General features: G+C 64.6%; 19 protein-coding genes and 1 pseudogene. 14 read left to right on the top strand and 6 right to left on the bottom strand.

All coding sequences use genetic code 11. The features are described from left to right. From NUU27_RS21500 to NUU27_RS21485, 4 genes and pseudogenes are all read right to left on the bottom strand, one after another. Positions 1-264: pseudogene (locus NUU27_RS21500) on the bottom strand (tRNA (guanosine(37)-N1)-methyltransferase TrmD); the annotation flags it as partial. Then, on the bottom strand, positions 261-824 hold the full coding sequence (gene rimM / locus NUU27_RS21495) for a ribosome maturation factor RimM (RefSeq protein ID WP_257764345.1): 564 nt from the start codon (positions 822-824) through the stop codon (positions 261-263). The gene rimM and the pseudogene NUU27_RS21500, both read right to left, overlap by 4 nt. A 31-nt stretch (positions 825-855) precedes the next feature. Further along, positions 856-1,230 carry a cell division protein ZapA gene (locus NUU27_RS21490; RefSeq protein WP_257764343.1) on the bottom strand — a complete coding sequence of 125 codons (375 nt, stop codon included), beginning with the start codon at positions 1,228-1,230 and terminating at the stop codon, positions 856-858. A gap of 9 nt (positions 1,231-1,239) precedes the next feature. Next, the gene (locus NUU27_RS21485; RefSeq protein ID WP_257764341.1) at positions 1,240-1,512 is read right to left on the bottom strand and encodes a DUF4164 domain-containing protein; all 273 of its coding nucleotides are present in this window, start codon (positions 1,510-1,512) and stop codon (positions 1,240-1,242) included. Between the two features lie 569 nt (positions 1,513-2,081). Between NUU27_RS21485 and tkt the strand changes: the two genes are divergently transcribed. The 5 genes from tkt (at position 2,082) to NUU27_RS21460 (ending at position 9,585) form a co-directional block, all read left to right on the top strand. Next, positions 2,082-4,076: a transketolase gene (tkt, locus tag NUU27_RS21480; RefSeq protein WP_257764339.1), complete on the top strand. Its 1,995-nt coding sequence runs from the start codon at positions 2,082-2,084 to the stop codon at positions 4,074-4,076. A 136-nt stretch (positions 4,077-4,212) separates the two neighbouring features. Further along, complete coding sequence (gap, locus tag NUU27_RS21475; RefSeq protein WP_257764337.1) at positions 4,213-5,220, top strand: type I glyceraldehyde-3-phosphate dehydrogenase; 1,008 nt, start codon at positions 4,213-4,215, stop codon at positions 5,218-5,220. Positions 5,221-5,362: 142 nt separating this feature from the next. After that, on the top strand, positions 5,363-7,177 hold the full coding sequence (locus NUU27_RS21470; protein WP_257764335.1) for a potassium/proton antiporter: 1,815 nt from the start codon (positions 5,363-5,365) through the stop codon (positions 7,175-7,177). Positions 7,178-7,249: 72 nt separating this feature from the next. Next, the gene (pgk, locus tag NUU27_RS21465; RefSeq protein ID WP_257764333.1) at positions 7,250-8,452 is read left to right on the top strand and encodes a phosphoglycerate kinase; all 1,203 of its coding nucleotides are present in this window, start codon (positions 7,250-7,252) and stop codon (positions 8,450-8,452) included. Positions 8,453-8,562: 110 nt separating this feature from the next. Then, positions 8,563-9,585: a class I fructose-bisphosphate aldolase gene (locus NUU27_RS21460; protein ID WP_257764331.1), complete on the top strand. Its 1,023-nt coding sequence runs from the start codon at positions 8,563-8,565 to the stop codon at positions 9,583-9,585. Positions 9,586-9,692: 107 nt separating this feature from the next. Here the strand turns inward: NUU27_RS21460 and NUU27_RS21455 are convergent, their stop codons facing one another. After that, positions 9,693-9,851 (bottom strand): hypothetical protein, encoded by a 159-nt coding sequence (locus NUU27_RS21455; RefSeq protein WP_257764329.1) that lies wholly within the window; start codon positions 9,849-9,851, stop codon positions 9,693-9,695. 253 nt (positions 9,852-10,104) lie between these two features. On the opposite strand from NUU27_RS21455, the gene NUU27_RS21450 reads away from it, so the two are divergent. The 5 genes from NUU27_RS21450 to NUU27_RS21430 all read left to right on the top strand — a co-directional run bounded on the left by NUU27_RS21450 (position 10,105) and on the right by NUU27_RS21430 (position 14,700). Continuing rightward, positions 10,105-12,006, top strand: coding sequence for a propionyl-CoA synthetase (locus tag NUU27_RS21450; RefSeq protein ID WP_257764327.1), 1,902 nt, complete (start codon positions 10,105-10,107; stop codon positions 12,004-12,006). Between the two features lie 196 nt (positions 12,007-12,202). Beyond that, positions 12,203-13,177, top strand: coding sequence for an IS1595 family transposase (locus NUU27_RS21445; RefSeq protein ID WP_257764326.1), 975 nt, complete (start codon positions 12,203-12,205; stop codon positions 13,175-13,177). 8 nt (positions 13,178-13,185) lie between these two features. Beyond that, a complete protein-coding gene (locus NUU27_RS21440) occupies positions 13,186-14,040 on the top strand; it encodes a hypothetical protein (protein ID WP_257764324.1) in 855 nt (284 codons plus the stop codon). 103 nt (positions 14,041-14,143) lie between these two features. Then, entirely contained in the window at positions 14,144-14,539 is a 396-nt protein-coding gene (locus NUU27_RS21435; protein WP_257764322.1) for a PIN domain-containing protein, read from the top strand. After that, positions 14,539-14,700 (top strand): DNA-binding protein, encoded by a 162-nt coding sequence (locus NUU27_RS21430; protein WP_257764320.1) that lies wholly within the window; start codon positions 14,539-14,541, stop codon positions 14,698-14,700. The genes NUU27_RS21435 and NUU27_RS21430 overlap by 1 nt, the downstream gene beginning before the upstream one ends. Here NUU27_RS21430 and NUU27_RS21425 read toward each other — a convergent pair. Beyond that, positions 14,693-15,364 carry a hypothetical protein gene (locus NUU27_RS21425; protein ID WP_257764318.1) on the bottom strand — a complete coding sequence of 224 codons (672 nt, stop codon included), beginning with the start codon at positions 15,362-15,364 and terminating at the stop codon, positions 14,693-14,695. The genes NUU27_RS21430 and NUU27_RS21425 overlap by 8 nt on opposite strands. Positions 15,365-15,553: 189 nt before the next feature. Here NUU27_RS21425 and NUU27_RS21420 point away from each other — a divergent pair, with 189 nt between their 5' ends. From NUU27_RS21420 to NUU27_RS21405, 4 genes are all read left to right on the top strand, one after another. Further along, entirely contained in the window at positions 15,554-16,348 is a 795-nt protein-coding gene (locus tag NUU27_RS21420; RefSeq protein WP_257764317.1) for an SDR family NAD(P)-dependent oxidoreductase, read from the top strand. Positions 16,349-16,407: 59 nt separating this feature from the next. Then, positions 16,408-16,563, top strand: coding sequence for a hypothetical protein (locus NUU27_RS21415; protein ID WP_257764316.1), 156 nt, complete (start codon positions 16,408-16,410; stop codon positions 16,561-16,563). A 318-nt stretch (positions 16,564-16,881) separates the two neighbouring features. Beyond that, complete coding sequence (locus tag NUU27_RS21410) at positions 16,882-17,256, top strand: VOC family protein (protein ID WP_257764346.1); 375 nt, start codon at positions 16,882-16,884, stop codon at positions 17,254-17,256. Positions 17,257-17,268: 12 nt separating this feature from the next. Further along, the gene (locus NUU27_RS21405) at positions 17,269-17,979 is read left to right on the top strand and encodes a YafY family protein (RefSeq protein WP_257764314.1); all 711 of its coding nucleotides are present in this window, start codon (positions 17,269-17,271) and stop codon (positions 17,977-17,979) included. The last annotated feature ends 205 nt before the right edge of the window (positions 17,980-18,184 follow it).

Genomic DNA, 18,184 nt, shown 5'->3' with positions numbered 1-18,184 from the left:
CATCAGCAGCCGCGGGCGCCGATCGTCGGGGCCGGCCGCATGGTCGAGCGCGCGGGCCAGAACGTCGGCGCGCATCACCATGCCGGCGCCGCCGCCGGCCGGCGTGTCGTCCACATTGCGATGCTTGCCGGTGGCGAAATCGCGGATCTGCACCGTCTCCAGCGCCCAGCGCCCCGCCTCGCGCGCCTTGCCGGCCAGCGACAGGTCGAGGGCGCCCGGAAACATCTCCGGATAAAGGGTCAGCACCGTGGCGTGGAAACTCACCGCTCTTCTCCGCCCGCCTGCTCCTCGTCCGCCTCGCCGCCGGAAAGTCCCGCAGCGATGCTGTCGACGCGCAGCCTCCCTGCCGTGACGTCGATCTCGGGCACGGCGGCCTGGCTGAAGGGCACCATCGCCGCACCGCCCGCCGACAAGGCGATCTCCAGAATGTCGCCAGCGCCGAAATTGTGCAGCGCCGCCACCTTGCCGAGCCGCGCCCCCGTCTCGTCGACGACGGCGAGGCCGATGAGGTCGGCGTGGTAGTATTCCTCCTCGTCGAGATCGGCGGGCAGGGCTGACCGTGCAACGAAGAGTGCCGTGCCGTTGAGCGCTTCGGCCGCCGTGCGGTCGGTCACTTCGGCAAGGCGTGCCACGACGAGGTTCTTCGCCGGCCGAACCTGCAGCACGGTGAAGCGCCGCCCGTCCTGCGTGACGAGCGGGCCGTAGTCGCCGAGCGCCAGCGGGTCGCCCGTGAAGGTCTTGACCTTGACCTCGCCGCGCAGCCCCTGCGCCGCACCGATCACGGCGAGCTGGACCAATTCACCGCTCTTGCCAGATGTGTTCATGTGCCTCTCTGCCGTTGCCCGGAAGACAGGCTTATGCGCTGCTTTGCGGCTTGCCCGCAAGCTTGTCCGACAGGGCCTCGATGCGCTCGGCCAGCTCGACCAGCACCCCGGTCACGGTGGAATCGTTCCTGTCGGCCTTCACCAGCGCCTCGTCGCGCGTCTTGCGCAGCGTGGCGATCTCGCCCTCCATGCCGCGCACGCGCTTCTGCAGTTCCACGAGTTCGTCCATCACCATGATGCCGGCCATCACGCTCAGCCGGTGATCGCCGATCTCGCCGAAGGCCCCCTTCAGATGCATCACATAGCGGTCGAGACGCTGGGCGAGGTCGATCAGGTGTTCTTCCTGCCCCTCGTCGCACGCCATGCGGTAGGATTTGCCGTCAATGGTGACCGTGACCTGTGCCATCGCAACGCCCTATCGATCCAGAACCGCGCGGATCGTCTCCATCGCCGTGACCAAACGCCGCGACACCTCGCGATTCACTTCCTCGAGCCGCTCGGCCCGGGCTTCCGATTTGTCGATCTCTTGGGCAAGACGCGCCCGATCCGCATTCATGCGCTGCACCTCGGCGTCGGAATCGGCATAGTCCTGCTCCCTTTCGAGATGCGCGTCGACCGCGTCCTCGAGCACCGAGAGCGCCTTTCCCAGACGTCCGATCACCTCCTTGAGCGTGGTTTCACCACCCATGGCCGCCAACCCTAGAGCGCCGTGCGTCCGAATGGACGCACAAAGGACGCTCTGCCTCGTTGTTGTTCCGCATTCACGCGGACGGCAAGTGATCTCACTTGCCTGCAAAATGCTGTCGTCCTGCAGTTCCGGATGTCAGCCCGCTTTTGCGACACGCGGGGGATAACTTTCCGGAACCGATATGACACAGCCAATCTTGCTCATCCTCGTACGGCCTTTTCTCTCATGCGCGGCCGCTCTGGCTCGAAGGCGGAATGCCGGTTCCATGAGGCAGCGCACACGAATCGCAGGCCTTACTAACACCTTACGACGAAAAGATTAGGCGCCGGGTGAACCTCCCGTCAACAAAGCGAGACGGCTAATCCCCCAAATTGCTGCAACAAACCTGCAACGTTCCGTGCACCGTCCGCCTTCCCGACCGGTCGCGAATCCACCCCGGCGGCCCTCCCCTGCTACCCCGTCTTTGTTGACTTCAAGGCCGCAACTGCTATGTGTCGCCTGCTTTTCAAGGGGCCGGGACTGGCGATCCAGTCCTCAATCAACTGCCTTAAGCGGACCAGCGAGCAATCATGATCTCACGCGACAAACACGACCGGATGGCAAATGCGATCCGCTTTCTTTCCATGGATGCCGTGGAACAGGCCAAGTCCGGTCACCCCGGCCTGCCGATGGGCACGGCCGATATCACCACCGTGCTTTTCACCCGCTTCATGACGCACGATCCCAAGCTTCCGCACTGGCCCGACCGCGACCGCTTCGTGCTGTCGGCCGGCCACGGGTCGATGCTGCTCTATTCGCTGCTCTACCTCCTCGGCTACGAGGACATCACGATCGACGAGATCAAGAACTTCCGCCAGCTCGGCTCGCGCACGGCCGGCCACCCCGAATTCGGCCACGCCGCCGGCATCGAGACGACCACCGGCCCGCTCGGCCAGGGCTTTGCCAATTCGGTCGGCATGGCGATCGCCGAGCGCATCCTCAATGCCCGGTTCGGCGACGATCTGGTCGACCACTACACCTATGTGCTGGCCGGCGACGGCTGCCTGATGGAAGGCATCAGCCAGGAAGCGCTGACGCTGGCCGGGCACCTGAAGCTGAACAAGCTCATCGTGCTGTTCGACGACAACCAGATCTCCATCGACGGCGCGACCTCGCTGACCGACTCGACCGACCAGTGCGAGCGCTTCGCCGCCTCCGGCTGGAACACGATGCGCGCCGACGGTCACGACCCCGACGCCATCGCAGCGGCCATCGAGGCGGCCCGCGCTTCCGACAAGCCGACCCTGATCGCCTTCCGCACCACCATCGGCTTCGGCGCGCCGACCAAGTCCGGCACCGCAAAGGTGCACGGCTCGCCGCTCGGCGCCGACGAGATCGCCGGCGCCCGCAAGGCCCTCGGCTGGGACGCGGCGCCCTTCGTGGTGCCCTCCGACATCCTCGACGACTGGCGCCTCGCCGGCCTGCGCTCAGCCAAGGAACGCAAGGCCTGGGAAGAGCGGCTGGCCGCCGCCGACGCGGAGACCCGCGGCGAGTTCGAGCGCCGCATGCGCGGCGACCTGCCGGAGAATCTCGAGGCGGCCATCGTCGAGTACAAGGAAAAGCTGGCCGCCGAGCCGCCCAAGGTGGCGACCCGGAAATCTTCCGAAATGGCGCTCGAGGTCATCAACGCCATCGTGCCCGAGACGATCGGCGGCTCCGCCGACCTGACCGGTTCCAACAACACCAAGACCAGCCAGACCGCCCCCATCACGGCGAGCGACTTCTCCGGCCGCTACGTGCATTACGGCATCCGCGAGCACGGCATGGCGGCGGCGATGAACGGCATGACGCTGCATGGCGGCGTCATTCCCTATGGCGGCACATTCCTGACCTTCTCCGATTATGCCCGGCCGGCCATGCGGCTTGCCTCGCTGATGCAGATCCGGACCATCTTCGTGATGACGCACGATTCCATCGGCCTCGGCGAGGACGGCCCGACACACCAGCCGGTCGAGCATCTGGCGGCGCTGCGGGCCATCCCGAACCATTACGTGTTCCGCCCGGCGGATGCCGTGGAGGCCGCCGAGTGCTGGCAGGCGGCACTGGAATCGAGGACGACGCCCTCGACGCTTGCCCTGTCGCGGCAAAATCTCGCACCCGTCCGGCTGACGCATGAGGAAGACAATCTCTGCGCGCGCGGCGCCTACGAGCTCGCCGGCTCCGAGGACGACGCCGAGGTGACCCTGTTCGCCACCGGCTCCGAGGTCGAGATCGCCATGGCCGCCAAGGCCCTGCTCGACGCCGCCGGCCATCCGGCCCGCGTCGTCTCCGTGCCCTGTTTCGAGCTGTTCGAGGCGCAGAGCGAGGACTACCGCAGGGCGGTGATCGGCACGGCGCCGGTGAAGCTCGCCATCGAGGCGGGCATCCGCCAGGGCTGGGATGCGATCATCGGCTCCGACGGCCTGTTCGTCGGCATGACGGGTTTTGGCGCCAGCGCCCCGGCGCCGGCGCTGTACCAGCATTTCGGCATCACGGCGGAAGCTGCTGCCGCCGCCGCCCAGAAGCGCCTGGCGGAACTCGGTTGAGCGGCCGGCACACCGTCGGCTCCCCCTGGACCGGCGATTGCCGGTCCCCATATCTGGATTCTTGAGGCGGACACCGCTATGAAGCGGCGTCCTTCCCCGTGCGCGTGCACGGCCACCCACTCTCCGGAGGAAATTCATGACCGTCAAAATCGCCATCAACGGATTTGGCCGCATCGGCCGCAACGTCGTCCGCGCCATTTACGAGTCCGGCCGCAAAGACATCGACGTGGTCGCCATCAACGATCTCGGCCCCGTCGAGACCAACGCCCATCTCCTGCGCTATGACAGCGTGCATGGCCGCTTTCCTTCGGAAGTGAAGGTCGAGGGCGACACCATCAGCATCGGCACCGACAGCTTCAAGGTCTTCGCCGAGCGCGATCCCGCCAAGCTGCCCTGGGGCGAGCTCGGCGTCGACATCGTGATGGAGTGCACCGGCATCTTCACCTCCAAGGAGAAGGCTTCGCTGCATCTCGAGGCGGGCGCCAAGCGCGTCCTGGTTTCCGCCCCGGCCTCCGGCGCCGACCTGACGGTGGTCTACGGCGTCAACCACGACAAGCTCTCCAAGGAGCATCTGGTCGTTTCCAACGCTTCCTGCACCACCAACTGCCTCGCCCCCGTCGCCATGGTGCTCAACGACGCCTTCGGCATCGACAAGGGCTTCATGACGACGATCCACGCCTATACGGGCGACCAGCCGACGCTCGACACGATGCACAAGGACCTCTATCGCGCCCGCGCCGCGGCGATGTCGATGATCCCGACCTCGACCGGCGCCGCCAAGGCGGTCGGCCTCGTCCTGCCGGAGCTCAACGGCAAGCTCGACGGCGTGTCGATCCGCGTCCCCACCCCCAATGTCTCGGTGATCGACTTCAAGTTCGTGCCGAAGAGGAAGGTGACGGTGGAAGAGGTCAACAACGCGCTGGTGGCGGCTGCCAACGGCCCGCTGAAGGGCATCCTCGCCTACACCGAGGAGCCGCTGGTCTCGATCGACATGAACCACAACCCGGCCTCCTCCACCTTCGCGCTCGACCAGACCAAGGTGATCGAGGGAGACCTGGTGCGCGTCATGTCCTGGTACGACAACGAGTGGGGCTTCTCCAACCGCATGGCCGACACCGCGGTTGCCTTCGGCAAGACCATCTGATCTCCGGTATCTTCGATCTGAGGAAACGCCCGGCTTCCATCGCCGGGCGTTTTTCTTTTTGCGCCGCTCTTGCATCTCACTTCCGCCGCATCTTTTATAAAAAAGAACAGAGACTTGCGGCAGGCGGGATCAAGAGAGGCGGATGGATCAGGGCATTTACGTCATTACGCTGGTCGGCACTGCGCTCGTGCTGTTCGCCGCGTTTTCCAGCCTGATCGCCTTCCGCTTCGGCGCCCCCCTGCTCCTCATCTTCCTCGGCATCGGCCTTGCCGCCGGCACGGACGGCCTCGGCCTCGATTTCGACAATGCCGCGGTCGCCTATTTCATCGGCTCGCTGGCGCTTGCCGTCATCCTGTTCGATTCAGGCTTCGGCACCTCGCTCACCGCCTTCCGCCAGGCCGCCGCGCCGGCCCTGGTGCTCGCCACCATCGGCGTTCTCCTGACGGCCGGGCTGGTCGGCGTCGGGGCCTATTACGTCACCGATTTCTCGTGGCTCGAATCCTTCCTGCTCGGCGCCACGGTCGCCTCCACCGACGCGGCGGCGGTGTTCTTCCTGCTGCGCGTCGGCAACATCTCGGTGCGCGAGCGCGTCCGCTCGACGCTCGAGGTGGAATCCGGCTCGAACGATCCGATCGCCATCTTCCTGACGCTCTCGCTGGTGAGCCTCATCGGCAGCGGCGAGGCGATCAGGCCGGACGCCCTGGCGACCGACATCGCGCTGGGCTTCCTGCAGCAGATGGGGATCGGCCTGGTGGCCGGCCTGTTCGGCGGTTATTCCATCGTTCGCCTCGTCACCAGGCTGAAGCTCGAGCAGGGCCTGCTGCCGATCTTCGTGATCGCGCTCTCACTGCTGCTTTTCGCGCTGACCGGCGCCATGGGCGGATCGGGCTTCCTGGCCGTCTATGTGGCCGGCCTGATGGCCGGCAACGCCCGGCTGCGCTCGACCGCCATGCTGAAGCGCTTCCAGGACGGGGTCACCTGGCTGGCGCAGATCATCATGTTCCTGGTGCTCGGCCTGTTCGCCACGCCCTCGCAATTCGCCTCCATCGCCCTGCCGGCGCTGTTCATCGGCCTGTTCCTGATCTTCGTCGCGCGGCCGGTGGCGGTGATGCTCTGTCTCCTGCCTTTCCGCTTCTCGCGCGCCGAGACCGCCTTCATCTCCTGGGTCGGCCTGCGCGGCGCCGTCTCCATCCTGCTCGCCATCACGCCGCTGATCGACGGCCTGGAAAACGGCCGCGCCCTGTTCAACATCGTCTTCATCGTCGTGCTGGTGTCGCTGATCGTGCAGGGCTGGAGCGTCGGCCCGCTTGCGCGCCGGCTGGCGCTGACGCTGCCGCCGCGCATGGGCCCCCTCAACAAGGTGGAGCTGGAGCTGCCGGGCTCGGCGCATCACGAGCTGCTGGCCTATCGCGTCGTCGCCGGCAGCCCCGTCGAGCGGGGCCAGCGCATTCCCCGCTGGGCGAAGCCTTCGCTGGTGGTTCGCGACGGGCGTTCGATGACCTACCAGTATGCCGGGCGCCTGGCCGCCGGCGACCACGTCTACATCTTCGTGCCGGACCGCTATCCCCGCCTGCTCGACCGCCTGTTCGCCAGCCCCGTCGAGATGGACCCGGAGGATGCCGAATTCTTCGGCGCCTTCAGCGTCGATCCGGACAGGCCGGCCGCCGACATCGAGGCGGCCTATGCGCCCGGCCTCAGCGACGACGAGCAGAAGATGACCATCGCCGAACTGGTGCGCGAGAAGCTCGGCGGCCGCGCCGAATATGGCGACCGCGCGCCGCTCGGCCCCATCGAGCTGATCGTCCGCGACGTGGACGAGGACGGCGCGATCACCGCGATCGGCCTGTCGCTGGAGCCGCCGGCGGCGGGTGTCAGCGTTCCCGTGTTCCTCAGCCCGCTGGAGCTTGCCCGCCGGCTGATCGGCAAGAAGGAAGCCGGGGCGCCACCGAAAGGGTGAGGCCTCCCTTGCACAGCGCGCGGGGCGCTGTATGGTCGCCAACGATTTCCCCTCAAGGAGGCTGCAGCGGACATGCCGGACTTCAAGACCCTCGACGATCTCCAAGACATTGCGGGCAAGCGCGTTCTGGTGCGCGTCGATCTCAACGTGCCGGTGCAGGACGGGCATGTCAGCGACACGACGCGTATCGAGCGCATCGCGCCGACGCTGACGGAGCTTTCCGACAAGGGCGCCAAGGTGATCCTGCTTGCCCATTTCGGCCGCCCGAAGGGCAAGCCCGATCCGGCCGCCTCGCTCGAGCCGATCGCCGCCGCGGTGGAAAGCACGCTCGACCGCCGCATCCACTTCGCCCGGGACTGCATCGGCGCGCCGGCCGCCGAGGCCGTCGCCGAGATGGCCGACGGCGATATCCTGCTCCTGGAGAACACCCGCTTCCATGCCGGGGAGGAAAAGAACGATCCGGATTTCGCCGCGGCCCTTGCCGGGAACGGCGACGTCTATGTCAACGACGCCTTCTCCGCCGCCCACCGCGCCCATGCCTCCACCGAGGGTCTGGCCCGTCTGCTACCGGCCTATGCCGGCCGCACCATGCAGGCCGAGCTGGAAGCGCTGGAGCAGGGCCTGGGCAACCCCGTCCGCCCGGTGCTTGCCATCGTCGGCGGCGCCAAGGTCTCCACCAAGATCGACCTCCTGATGAACCTCGTCAGGAAGGTGGACGCGCTGGTGATCGGCGGCGGCATGGCCAACACCTTCCTCGCCGCGCGCGGCACCGAGGTCGGCAAGTCGCTGTGCGAGCACGACCTGGCGGCGACCGCCAAGCAGATCATGATCGAGGCGGCCGAGAGCGGCTGTGCGCTGATCCTGCCCGTCGACGCCGTGGTGGCGCGCGAGTTCAAGGCCGGAGCGCACAGCGAGGTGGTGGCGATAGACGCCGTGCCGGCCGACGCGATGATCCTCGACGTCGGCCCGCAGAGCATCGTCAAGATCAACGAGTGGCTCGACCGGGCCGACACGGTGGTCTGGAACGGCCCGCTGGGCGCGTTCGAGATCGAGCCCTTCGATGCAGCCACGGTGGCGGCGGCGAAGCACGCGGCACAGCGCACCGACGAAGGGCTGCTCGTCTCCGTCGCCGGCGGGGGCGATACGGTGGCTGCCCTCAATCACGCCGGCGTCGCCGAGCGGTTCTCCTATGTCTCGACCGCCGGCGGTGCCTTCCTGGAGTGGATGGAGGGCAAGAAACTGCCCGGCGTTGAAGCGCTTGCGACAACCCGTTAAGCAATGTGTGAATAGGCAGACATTTCAATCGATTAGGGGTTCCGCACCTGCATTCCGTTTGCCGGCCGCATCTGCTATTCGGCCGGTTATGAACAGACAGGAGACCTGACATGAGCGAACGGCTTGAGGATATTGCAGCCGCCATGGTGACCCCGGGCAAGGGGATTCTGGCGGCGGACGAAAGCTCCGGCACGATCAAGAAGCGCTTCGACACGATCGGCCTCGAATCGACCGAAGACGCCCGCCGCGACTACCGCGAGATGCTCTTCCGCGCCGACGATGCGATGAAGAACTGCATTTCCGGCGTCATCCTCTTCGACGAGACGCTGCGCCAGAAGGCCGCCGACGGCACGCCGCTGGTCGACATCATCAAGGCCTCCGGCGCCGTGCCGGGCATCAAGGTCGATGCCGGCGCCAAGCCGATGCCCGGCTTCCAGGGCGAGACCATCACCGAAGGGCTCGACGGCCTGCGCGACCGGCTCTCCGAATATCACGGCCTCGGCGCCCGCTTCGCCAAATGGCGCGGCGTCATTTCCATCTCCAACGACCTGCCGAGCTGGGGCGCGGTGAAGCAGAACGCCCAGGCGCTCGCCCGCTATGCCGCGCTCTGCCAGGAAGCCGGCATCGTGCCCATCGTCGAGCCGGAAGTGCTCATGGACGGCAAGCCGGGCGACCATTCGATCGACCGCTGCTACGAGGTGACCGAATGGGTGCTGAAGACCGTCTTCACCGAGCTCTATGACGCCCGCGTCTCGCTCGAAGGCATGGTGCTGAAGCCGAACATGATCATCGACGGCAAGAACGCCCGCAAGGCGAGCCGCGAGGAAGTGGCCGAGAAGACCGTGCGCTGCCTCAAGGCGACGGTTCCGGCCGCCGTGCCGGGCATCGCCTTCCTCTCCGGTGGCCAGTCGGACGAAGAGGCGACGGCGCACCTGTCGATCATGAACGCCGGCTACGACATGCCCTGGGCGCTGACCTTCTCCTACGGCCGTGCTCTGCAGGCCGCCGCCCTCAAGGCCTGGGGCGGCAAGAAGGAAAACGTCGCCGCCGGCCAGCGTGCCTTCGCCCATCGCGCCCGGATGAACGGCCTTGCCGCCACCGGCGAGTGGAAGCAGGCGCTCGAGGCGGCCTGATCAGACCGCTCTGGACTTCTTGTGAAGCGGCCCGCCGGCACTCGTCGGCGGGCCGTTTTGTCGAGAGCGCGCTGCAGCCGGGAAGGCGCGAAACCGGACTCCGAGCCCTACTCGCCGCGCACCAGGATGGTCAGCGACACCGCGGCGAGCGCGATCAGCGCCAGCTTCCAGAAATCGCTGCGGCGCCTCAGGCCCGGCAGGCCAAGCGGCCGGATGAGATGGACGACCATCATGGCGAGGATGAGCAGAAGCAGGATCTTGGACATGCGCTGGCCGATTCGCGGAAGGGATGTTCCTTGTGCCTGCCGTCGCGGCACCTGTCAAAGCGCGCCTCCACCGCAAGTCTGATTTACGCCGCCACGTCCGATCCGCTATCGTCACGGGAAGACTGGCGCATCGGCCCGAAAATCGGACTCGATTTTCGGTAAGCACGATGCCCAGATTCAAAGACTTGCAGCGTCCTTTGTGCGTCCAAAGGGACGCACGGCGCTGCAGCACGAACCGCAGGGAGGAGGCGGGATGGCGTCACGCTATCACGAGGTCTATCAGGCCTGGAAACGGGATCCGGAGGCATTCTGGGCCGATGCGGCACGCGAGATCGACTGGTTCACGCCGTGGGACAAGGTGTTCGACCCGGATGACGGCGTCTATGGCCGGTGGTTTTCCGGCGCAAGCTGCAACACGTGCTTCAACGCCGTCGACCGGCACGTCGACGGCGGCCGCAAGGACCAGCCCGCTCTCGTCTATGACAGCCCCATCACGGGGCGCAAGCAGAGCTTCACCTATGCCGGGCTGAAAGCCGAGATCGTCGCCCTGGCCGCCGTCCTGCAGGACCTTGGCGTCGGCAAGGGAGATCGTGTCGTCATCTACATGCCGATGGTGCCGGAAGCCGTCTTTGCGATGCTCGCCTGCGCCCGCATCGGCGCGGTGCACTCGGTCGTCTTCGGCGGCTTCGCGGCCCGCGAGCTGGCGGCCCGCATCGACGATGCCGCTCCGAAGGCCGTCATCTCCGCCTCCTGCGGCCTGGAGCCCGGCCGCGTCGTCTCCTACAAGCCGCTGCTCGACGAGGCGATCCGCCTTGCGGCCGCCAAGCCCGAAAGCTGCCTGATCCTGCAGCGCCCGGAGCAGGACTGCGAGCTGGTCGCCGGACGCGATCACGATTATGCGGCGCTGGTCGATGCCGCCCGCGCGGCGGGGCGCCAGGTGCCCTGCGTGCCGGTGCTCGCCACCGATCCGCTCTACATCCTCTACACATCCGGCACGACCGGCCGCCCCAAGGGCGTGGTGCGCGACAATGGCGGCCACATGGTGCGGCTCAAATGGTCGATGTTCAACGAATTCGGCATAAAGCCCGGCGAGACCTTCTGGGCCGCCTCCGACGTCGGCTGGGTGGTCGGCCACTCCTACATCGTCTACGCGCCGCTCCTGCATGGCTGCACGACGATCCTGTTCGAGGGCAAGCCGGTCGGCACGCCCGATGCCGGTGTCTTCTGGCGCGTCATCGCCGAGCATGGCGTTGCGGCGCTTTTCACCGCGCCCACCGCCTTCCGCGCCATCCGCACCGCCGATCCGGAAGCGGAGCTGCTGGAGCCGCACGATCTTTCCCGCTTCCGCACCCTGTTCCTGGCCGGCGAGCGCGCCGACCCGGACACGGTGAAGTGGGCCGAACGGACGCTCGGCGTGCCGGTGATCGACCATTGGTGGCAGACGGAAACCGGTGCGCCGATCAGCCAGGATCCGGTCGGCCTCGGCATGCTGCCGGTCAAATACGGCTCGCCCGGCGTGCCGATGCCGGGCTACGACGTGCGGGTCCTCGACGATGCCGGCCACCCCGTGGAAGCCGGCAGGCTCGGCAATGTGGTGGTGAAGCTGCCGCTGCCGCCGGGCGCGCTGCCGACGCTCTGGAACGATGACGGGCGCTTCCGCGAAGCCTATCTCAGCGAGTTCCCCGGCTACTACAAGACGGCCGACGCCGGCATGCTGGACGAGGACGGCTACCTCTTCATCATGGCGCGCACCGACGACATCATCAACGTTGCCGGCCACCGCCTGTCGACCGGCGGCATGGAGGAGGTGGTCGCCGAGCACCCGGCCGTCGCCGAATGCGCGGTGATCGGCATCGCCGATGCGCTGAAGGGCCAGGTGCCGTGCGGCTTCGTGGTGCTGCACGGCAAGGCGAATGTGGACATCGCCACCGTCGAGAAGGAGCTCGTCGCCATGGTGCGCGACCGCATCGGTCCGGTCGCCGCGTTCAAGCGCGTGGTCCCGGTGGCGCGCCTGCCCAAGACGCGGTCCGGCAAGATCCTGCGGGCGACGATGCAGAAGATCGCCGACCATCAGGAATGGACGATGCCGGCCACCATCGACGATCCCGCTATTCTCGACGAGATCTCCGAGGCGCTGGAAAAGCACTCGCGGTGAGGCCGAGCCTCTTCCCGGGCAATCGCATAGGGTTCTTCTTGCAGGCTTCGCCTGCGACCCCCACCCTCGATCCCTCCCCTCAAGGGGGAGGGAAGCTAGGCGGTGCACCCGATCGTCCCCCTCCCCCTTGAGGGGGCGATTATATATTTGACAAACCCCTCTGAGATTCCTATATTGGAATCAAGGAGATGGGAAAATGTCTGTTCTGAGCCGCCCCTACTTTTACGATGAAGCCGCCGCATTCGAGCATGTCGAGGCGATCTTGTGGCCCCAGGGTCCGGTATGTCCGGCCTGCGGCAACATGGGCAAGCACTACAAGCTGACTGGCGTTCGCACGAAGCCCTCCAAGAAGAACCCGGAAGGCATCGAGCGCCACGGCCTCTACAAGTGCGCCGAGTGCCGGAAGCAGTTCACCGTTCGTATGGGCACGATCTTTGAGGAAAGCCATCTGCCGCTTCATAAGTGGCTACAGGCTGTCCACCTGATGTGCTCCAGCAAGAAGGGCATCAGCGCGCATCAGCTTCACCGCGTTCTGGAAGTCACGTACAAGACGGCGTGGTTTCTGGCGCACCGCATCCGCGAAGCCATGCGCTCGGGCGAGCTTTCGCCCATGGGCGCCAAAGGCAAATTCGTTGAAGCCGATACGACCTACATCGGCGGAAAGGAAAAGAGCAAGCATGTCGGCAAGCGCAATCCGAAGGCCATTGGCGGCGTTGGCAAGCAGATCGTTCACACTCTGGTAGAGCGCGGTGGCAGCGTCCGTTCGCACCATGTCGCGGACGTGTCCGGCAAGACGCTTGGTCCGCTTCTGTTCAACAATGTGGACCGCAAGTCGGCACTCATGACCGACACTGGCGGCGGCTACTACCGTGTTGGCAAGGCGTTTGCCCGTCACGAAATGGTCGATCACAGCAAGGACGAATACGTGCGCGGTGACGCCTATTCTAACACTGTCGAGAACTATTTCAGCATCCTGAAACGCGGCGTCACTGGCGTCTATCAGAATATCAGCAAGCACCACCTTCACCGCTATCTCGCAGAATTTGACTTCCGCTATACGAACCGGGCTGCGCGCGGTATAGATGACAATGCCCGCGCGTTCCTTGCGCTCTCGGGAGTGAGAGGTCGCCGTTTGACTTACCGGGTCTCACCGGGCGTCAGCGGCGCGTAGGACAGGCGATGGACCGATTTACGATTACGGTTGCCCCAACCACCGCTGACGACTCCCTATCCATTAGGGATGCCATGCAGCAGGTGTTGGATACGCTTGCGATTTTTGAAGCGGCGGAACGCTCCTTCGGGTCGCCACGGGAAGAGTTTGTCTGGCGATTGCAGCGCGCCAGCACCAACAGCCCATTTACTGTGGTCGCTTTCGCTGAAGCCAAGAACCCGACCGTGGATGTATCCGCGCACGTAGAGCGCGTGAAATCGACGGTTTCGTCCGGTATTCAGGAGATCGTAGAAAGAGGAACTGCTCCGGCTTGGCTGACGCCGCCAGAGGCTGAGATTGTCTCGGGGGTTTTCCGCCGGCACTCGAACGGCATTGGCTTGACCGAGATAGATTTTGAGCAAGGCAACGTTGTGGTGCTGGACCGCCAGAGATCCACGGCGGGACTCCAAACGCTTGCGGCTATTAACGCTGCGATTGACGTTGTGTCGGGCCTTTCCGAGAGGGAGGCTTATGGTGAGATTGAGGGTGTGATGGTTGCGGCTGGCCGCTATCGGCGACGACCTGCCATCCAGATTCAAACGGAGCTGTATGGCTTCACGTGGTGCCAGCTTTCGGAGAAGCTTGTTAAGCAGTTTGGGAACGAACACCAAATGGCTGATGTATGGGAAGGGCGAACCATCGGGGTTACCGGCGTTCTACATTACGCGGGCGGTGCCAAGCTAACGTATATTGATGCTCACAGCATGCGGGAGGTTATTGAGGCTGAGCGCGTTGATCTAGACTCAGTGATGGACCCAAACTTTACGGCGGGAATCGACCCTCACGAATACCTTCGCCGCCTACACGATGGGGACCTTGGTTAGGCGCGTCTATTGGGATTCCTGCACCTTCCTTGGCTTGATTAACCAAGAGCCCGGGAAGGTCAACGAGTGCACGGTATTATGGAAAGAAGCGGAAAGGGGAGGAGTGCTGATCTACACCTCGTTTTTCACGTTTGCTGAGGTGTTCAAAGCGAAATGCGAAGGACCGTCGAAGCCCCTTTCCGAGGATGAGGATAAACGGATCGAAGCTCTACTTCGGCAGAAGTGGATTCGGCCAATCCTAGTGGATGAGCGCATTGGTGTTCTATCTAGGCGACTGATGCGCGCGCATACGGAGTGCAAGAAGCCGTCAGATGGCGTTCACCTTGCCACAGCGCTTGTCCTAAACGTGGATGAGATGAACACGTACGATGGCGCTGACCTTCTTGGGCTCGATGGAAAGATCAACAAGTCAGACGGAAAGCCGCTAAAAATTTGTCGCCCAACTCCCTCACCATCGCAGAGCCAAGGCGACATATTTTCACAGTTGGATTCGGATTGATGGCGGCAAAACCGAAAGCTAAAACTCAACGCGAAAAATTCGAGGAAGCCGCCCGAGAACTGGGAACCGACCAGTCGGAGGAGGCCTTTGACCGCGCGTTGAAGAAGGTAGCGAAAGCGCCGCCGCCCAAGGATGACAAAAGCGGCTCCCGGCCTAAGTGAGCTTTGTCGTCAACAGCAAGCCCACGTCAAGCGGCCGCTCTTCTGGCCGTTCTGGAATGTTCGGCATGTGCGATGGCCGTGGGTGCGGTCCCCTCAGCCCCGGTTGAACATCAAATTCCAACCCTAGGTCCGATAGGGCCGATCTCACCAAGGCCTCTACTGGCCGTAGATTATCGGGGTCATTTACTTGCAAGGCTATTCCGGTAGGTGGTGGATTACCTATACCCATCACCATTGGCAAACTGACTGCCCATCCGGCCCTCTGAAAAGCTACCGCGAAATCACCCGTAAATGCCTTCGCATCTCCAGCGGCCGCGTCATGCGCGATCTCAATTGCGCTCGGCTGCTTGCTAACCATGCTAATTAGTCTGTTGATCTGATCGGTACTCAGCCTACGGGGTGAGAGTGCCTTTACCTGGAGTTCGAGCAAGTCCAATCGCTGCTTGGCTTCGTCAGGCGAAGCCCCGCTCAGCTTTTCCTTGTAACTGGCGAGTTGGTCATCACGCAGGGTGATCCGACTATTCAATGACTCCAGACGGTCCGCGAATTGGTGCCGAACAAGCCAATAAGCCATCAGCGCGAGCACTGCGGCCAGCACTAAAAAGGTGACTGGCGCTTGCGCGATCATCTTAGCTTCACCGGCAAGATACGTGATGAAATCCATGCCTGCGTCATATCAAATCTCTCCTGATCTGTCACCGGGTTTGTCAAAGATACAATCGCCCTTGAGGGGAGGGGTAAGGGGTGGGGGTACCGCACCGCCATAGGCGATTGCCCGGAGGCCTCTTCCCGGCTTGACCTCGCCGCCGCGCCGTCGCAGGGTCCAGCCGAATCCGGGAACGAGGAAGGCGCCATGGCACTGGACGGCAAGACGGCAATCGTGACGGGCGGCGCTGGCGGCATCGGCTACGCCATCGCCGAGCGCTTCCTGCGCCACGGCGTCAAGGTGGTGATTGCCGACATCGACGCCGAGAAGGGCAAGGCGGCCATCGCCGACCTGCAGAAGCTCGGCGAAGCGCGCTTCGTCAAAACCGACATCGGCAAGCGGCTCGACGTGCACAATCTCCTGGCCGAAACCCTCGACGCCTTCGCCGACGTCGATATCCTCGTCAACAATGCGGGCATCGTCCACGCCGCCGATTTCCTCGAGCTGCGCGTCGAGGATTTCGACCGCGTCATGGACACCAACCTCAAGGGCACGTTTCTCGCCGGCCAGGCGGTGGCGCGCTTCATGGTGGAGAAGGTGGAAAAGGGCGGTCCGGCCGGCACCATCATCAACATGTCGTCGATCAACGCCATCCTGGCGATCCCCGAACAGCTCGCCTACACGGTGTCGAAAGGCGGCGTGAGCCAGCTCACCCGCGCCATGGCCCTGGCGCTTGCGCCCTATGGCATCCGGGTCAACGCCATCGGACCGGGCTCGATCATGACCGACATGCTGACCACGGTGAACAGCGACCTTGCGGCGCGCAACCGGCTGCTGTCGCGCACGCCGCTCGGCCGCATCGGCGAGCCGGACGAGATCGCCTCCATCGCCAGCTTTCTGGCCGATGACGATGCGAGCTACATCACCGGCCAGACGATCTACGCCGACGGCGGCCGGCTGCCGCTCAACTACACGGTCGACGTCAAGCCGGAAGGCTCCTGACAAAACGCTGTCAGCCGGGCCCGGCGATAATGCTCCTGTCAGAATCAGGAGGCATTGCCATGGTAACCGGACGTCAGACCATTTTTCAGGCTTTCCAGCGGTGGATGGACGACCATCGCGAGAGGCGCCGCCGCGTCCGCACCCGGCGCATGCTGGCTGCGCTTCCGCTCTCCATGCAACAGGACATCGGATGGGATCCGGAGCGCCCGCGCTAGAGCATTTTGCAGTCGGGTGGAAACACCTGACGACCGCATGAATGCGGAAAAACAAAGAAGATAGATCGGGACAGCGTTTCCATGAAACGACGAACCGATCCAGAGCGGGATGAGGCAAAGTGTGAAGCGGTTTCCGCCCGCATCCCGCTCCAACTTTCTGAACGCAATCGCGATGATTTAGGATCGATTCAACCCAAAGTCATCGTGATCCAGCGCATCGGCCCGAAAATCGGCCTGTCGCCCGGCACCAGCCATCCTGACAGAATGCTGTCAGGATGGCTGTGCCATTCTCCCGGCATCAGAAATGGAGACCTTGCGATGTCCGACACCCTGCCGCTGAATGCCGTCGTCTGGGCCGAAATTCCCGTCACCGATATGGACCGCTCTCGCGCCTTCTATGCCGCCGTGCTGCAAAACGAGCTGCAGCTCGAGGAAGGCGGACCGAATCCGATGGCGGCTTTCGCCCGGAAAGATGCGGAAACCGCCGTTTCCGGCCACATCTATCCCGGCAAGCCCGCGCCGGAAGGCACGGGACCGACGGTGCATCTGGCCGTGGCCGAACCCCTGGAAGAAGCGATGGAGCGTGTCACAGCCAATGGTGGCAAACTGGCATCACCCATAATCACTATCCCCGCCGGTCGTTTCGTGTATTGTCTCGACCCCGACGGAAACAGCTTCGGAATTTTTGCGTAGGGAGCAGAACGCATGCGCCGTGCTGACCGACTTTTTCAGATCGTCCAGCATCTGCGTGGTGGGCGTCTGGTGACGGCTCGCCTGTTGAGCGAGCGGCTCGAAGTGTCCGAGCGCACGATCTATCGCGACATTGCCGACCTGCAGTCGACCGGTGTGCCGATCGACGGTGAGGCGGGCGTCGGATATCTGATGCGCGAGGGCTTCGAGCTGCCGCCGCTGATGTTCACGCGCGATGAGATCGTGGCGCTGGTCGCGGGCGCGCGCATGGTGCGCGCCTTCGGCGGCGCAGCGATGGCGCGGGCGGCCGAGGAGGCGCTGATCAAGATCGGCACCGTGCTTCCCGAGCCGGAGCGCGACCGCATCGCCCGCACCGAGATCCACACGCCGCGCTGGGTGGTGAGCGACATGGACCGGCAGACCATCGACGCGCTGGAGCGCGCCGTGGAGGCGCGCGACGTGCTGCGGCTCGACTATCGCGACGAGGCCGGGCGCGGCTCGGAGCGCGACGTCAGGCCGCTTGGCCTGTGGTTCTGGGGCAAGGTGTGGACGCTGGTCGCCTGGTGCGAGCTGCGCGGCGACTTCCGCACGTTCCGCATCGACCGCATCGCAACGATCGCACCGGCCGGCCGCACCTTCCGCCCGGAAAGGGGCAAGCAGCTCGCCGACTTCTACCGCCGCATGGAAATGCACGAGGCGATGATCGGCAAGGCCTACGCCAGTTGAAGCATTTTGCAGTCAGGTGGGATCACCTGACGTCCGCATAAATGCGGAAAATAAAGAGATAGAGCGGGACAGCGTTTCCATGAAACAATGAACCGCTCTAGCACTTTTGGCAGCCGGCGAACCGGCCTGAGAGCCAGCGACGGGCGGCACACGCGATGCACAGATTCAGAGACTGACAGCGCCGTGCGTCCTCTTGGACGCACGG

It is taken from the genome of Nitratireductor sp. ZSWI3, from assembly GCF_024655565.1.
Lineage (GTDB): Bacteria > Pseudomonadota > Alphaproteobacteria > Rhizobiales > Rhizobiaceae > Nitratireductor.
The sequence above is the reverse complement of the archived record's forward strand: the minus strand, read 5'-3'. Positions and strand labels throughout refer to the sequence as shown.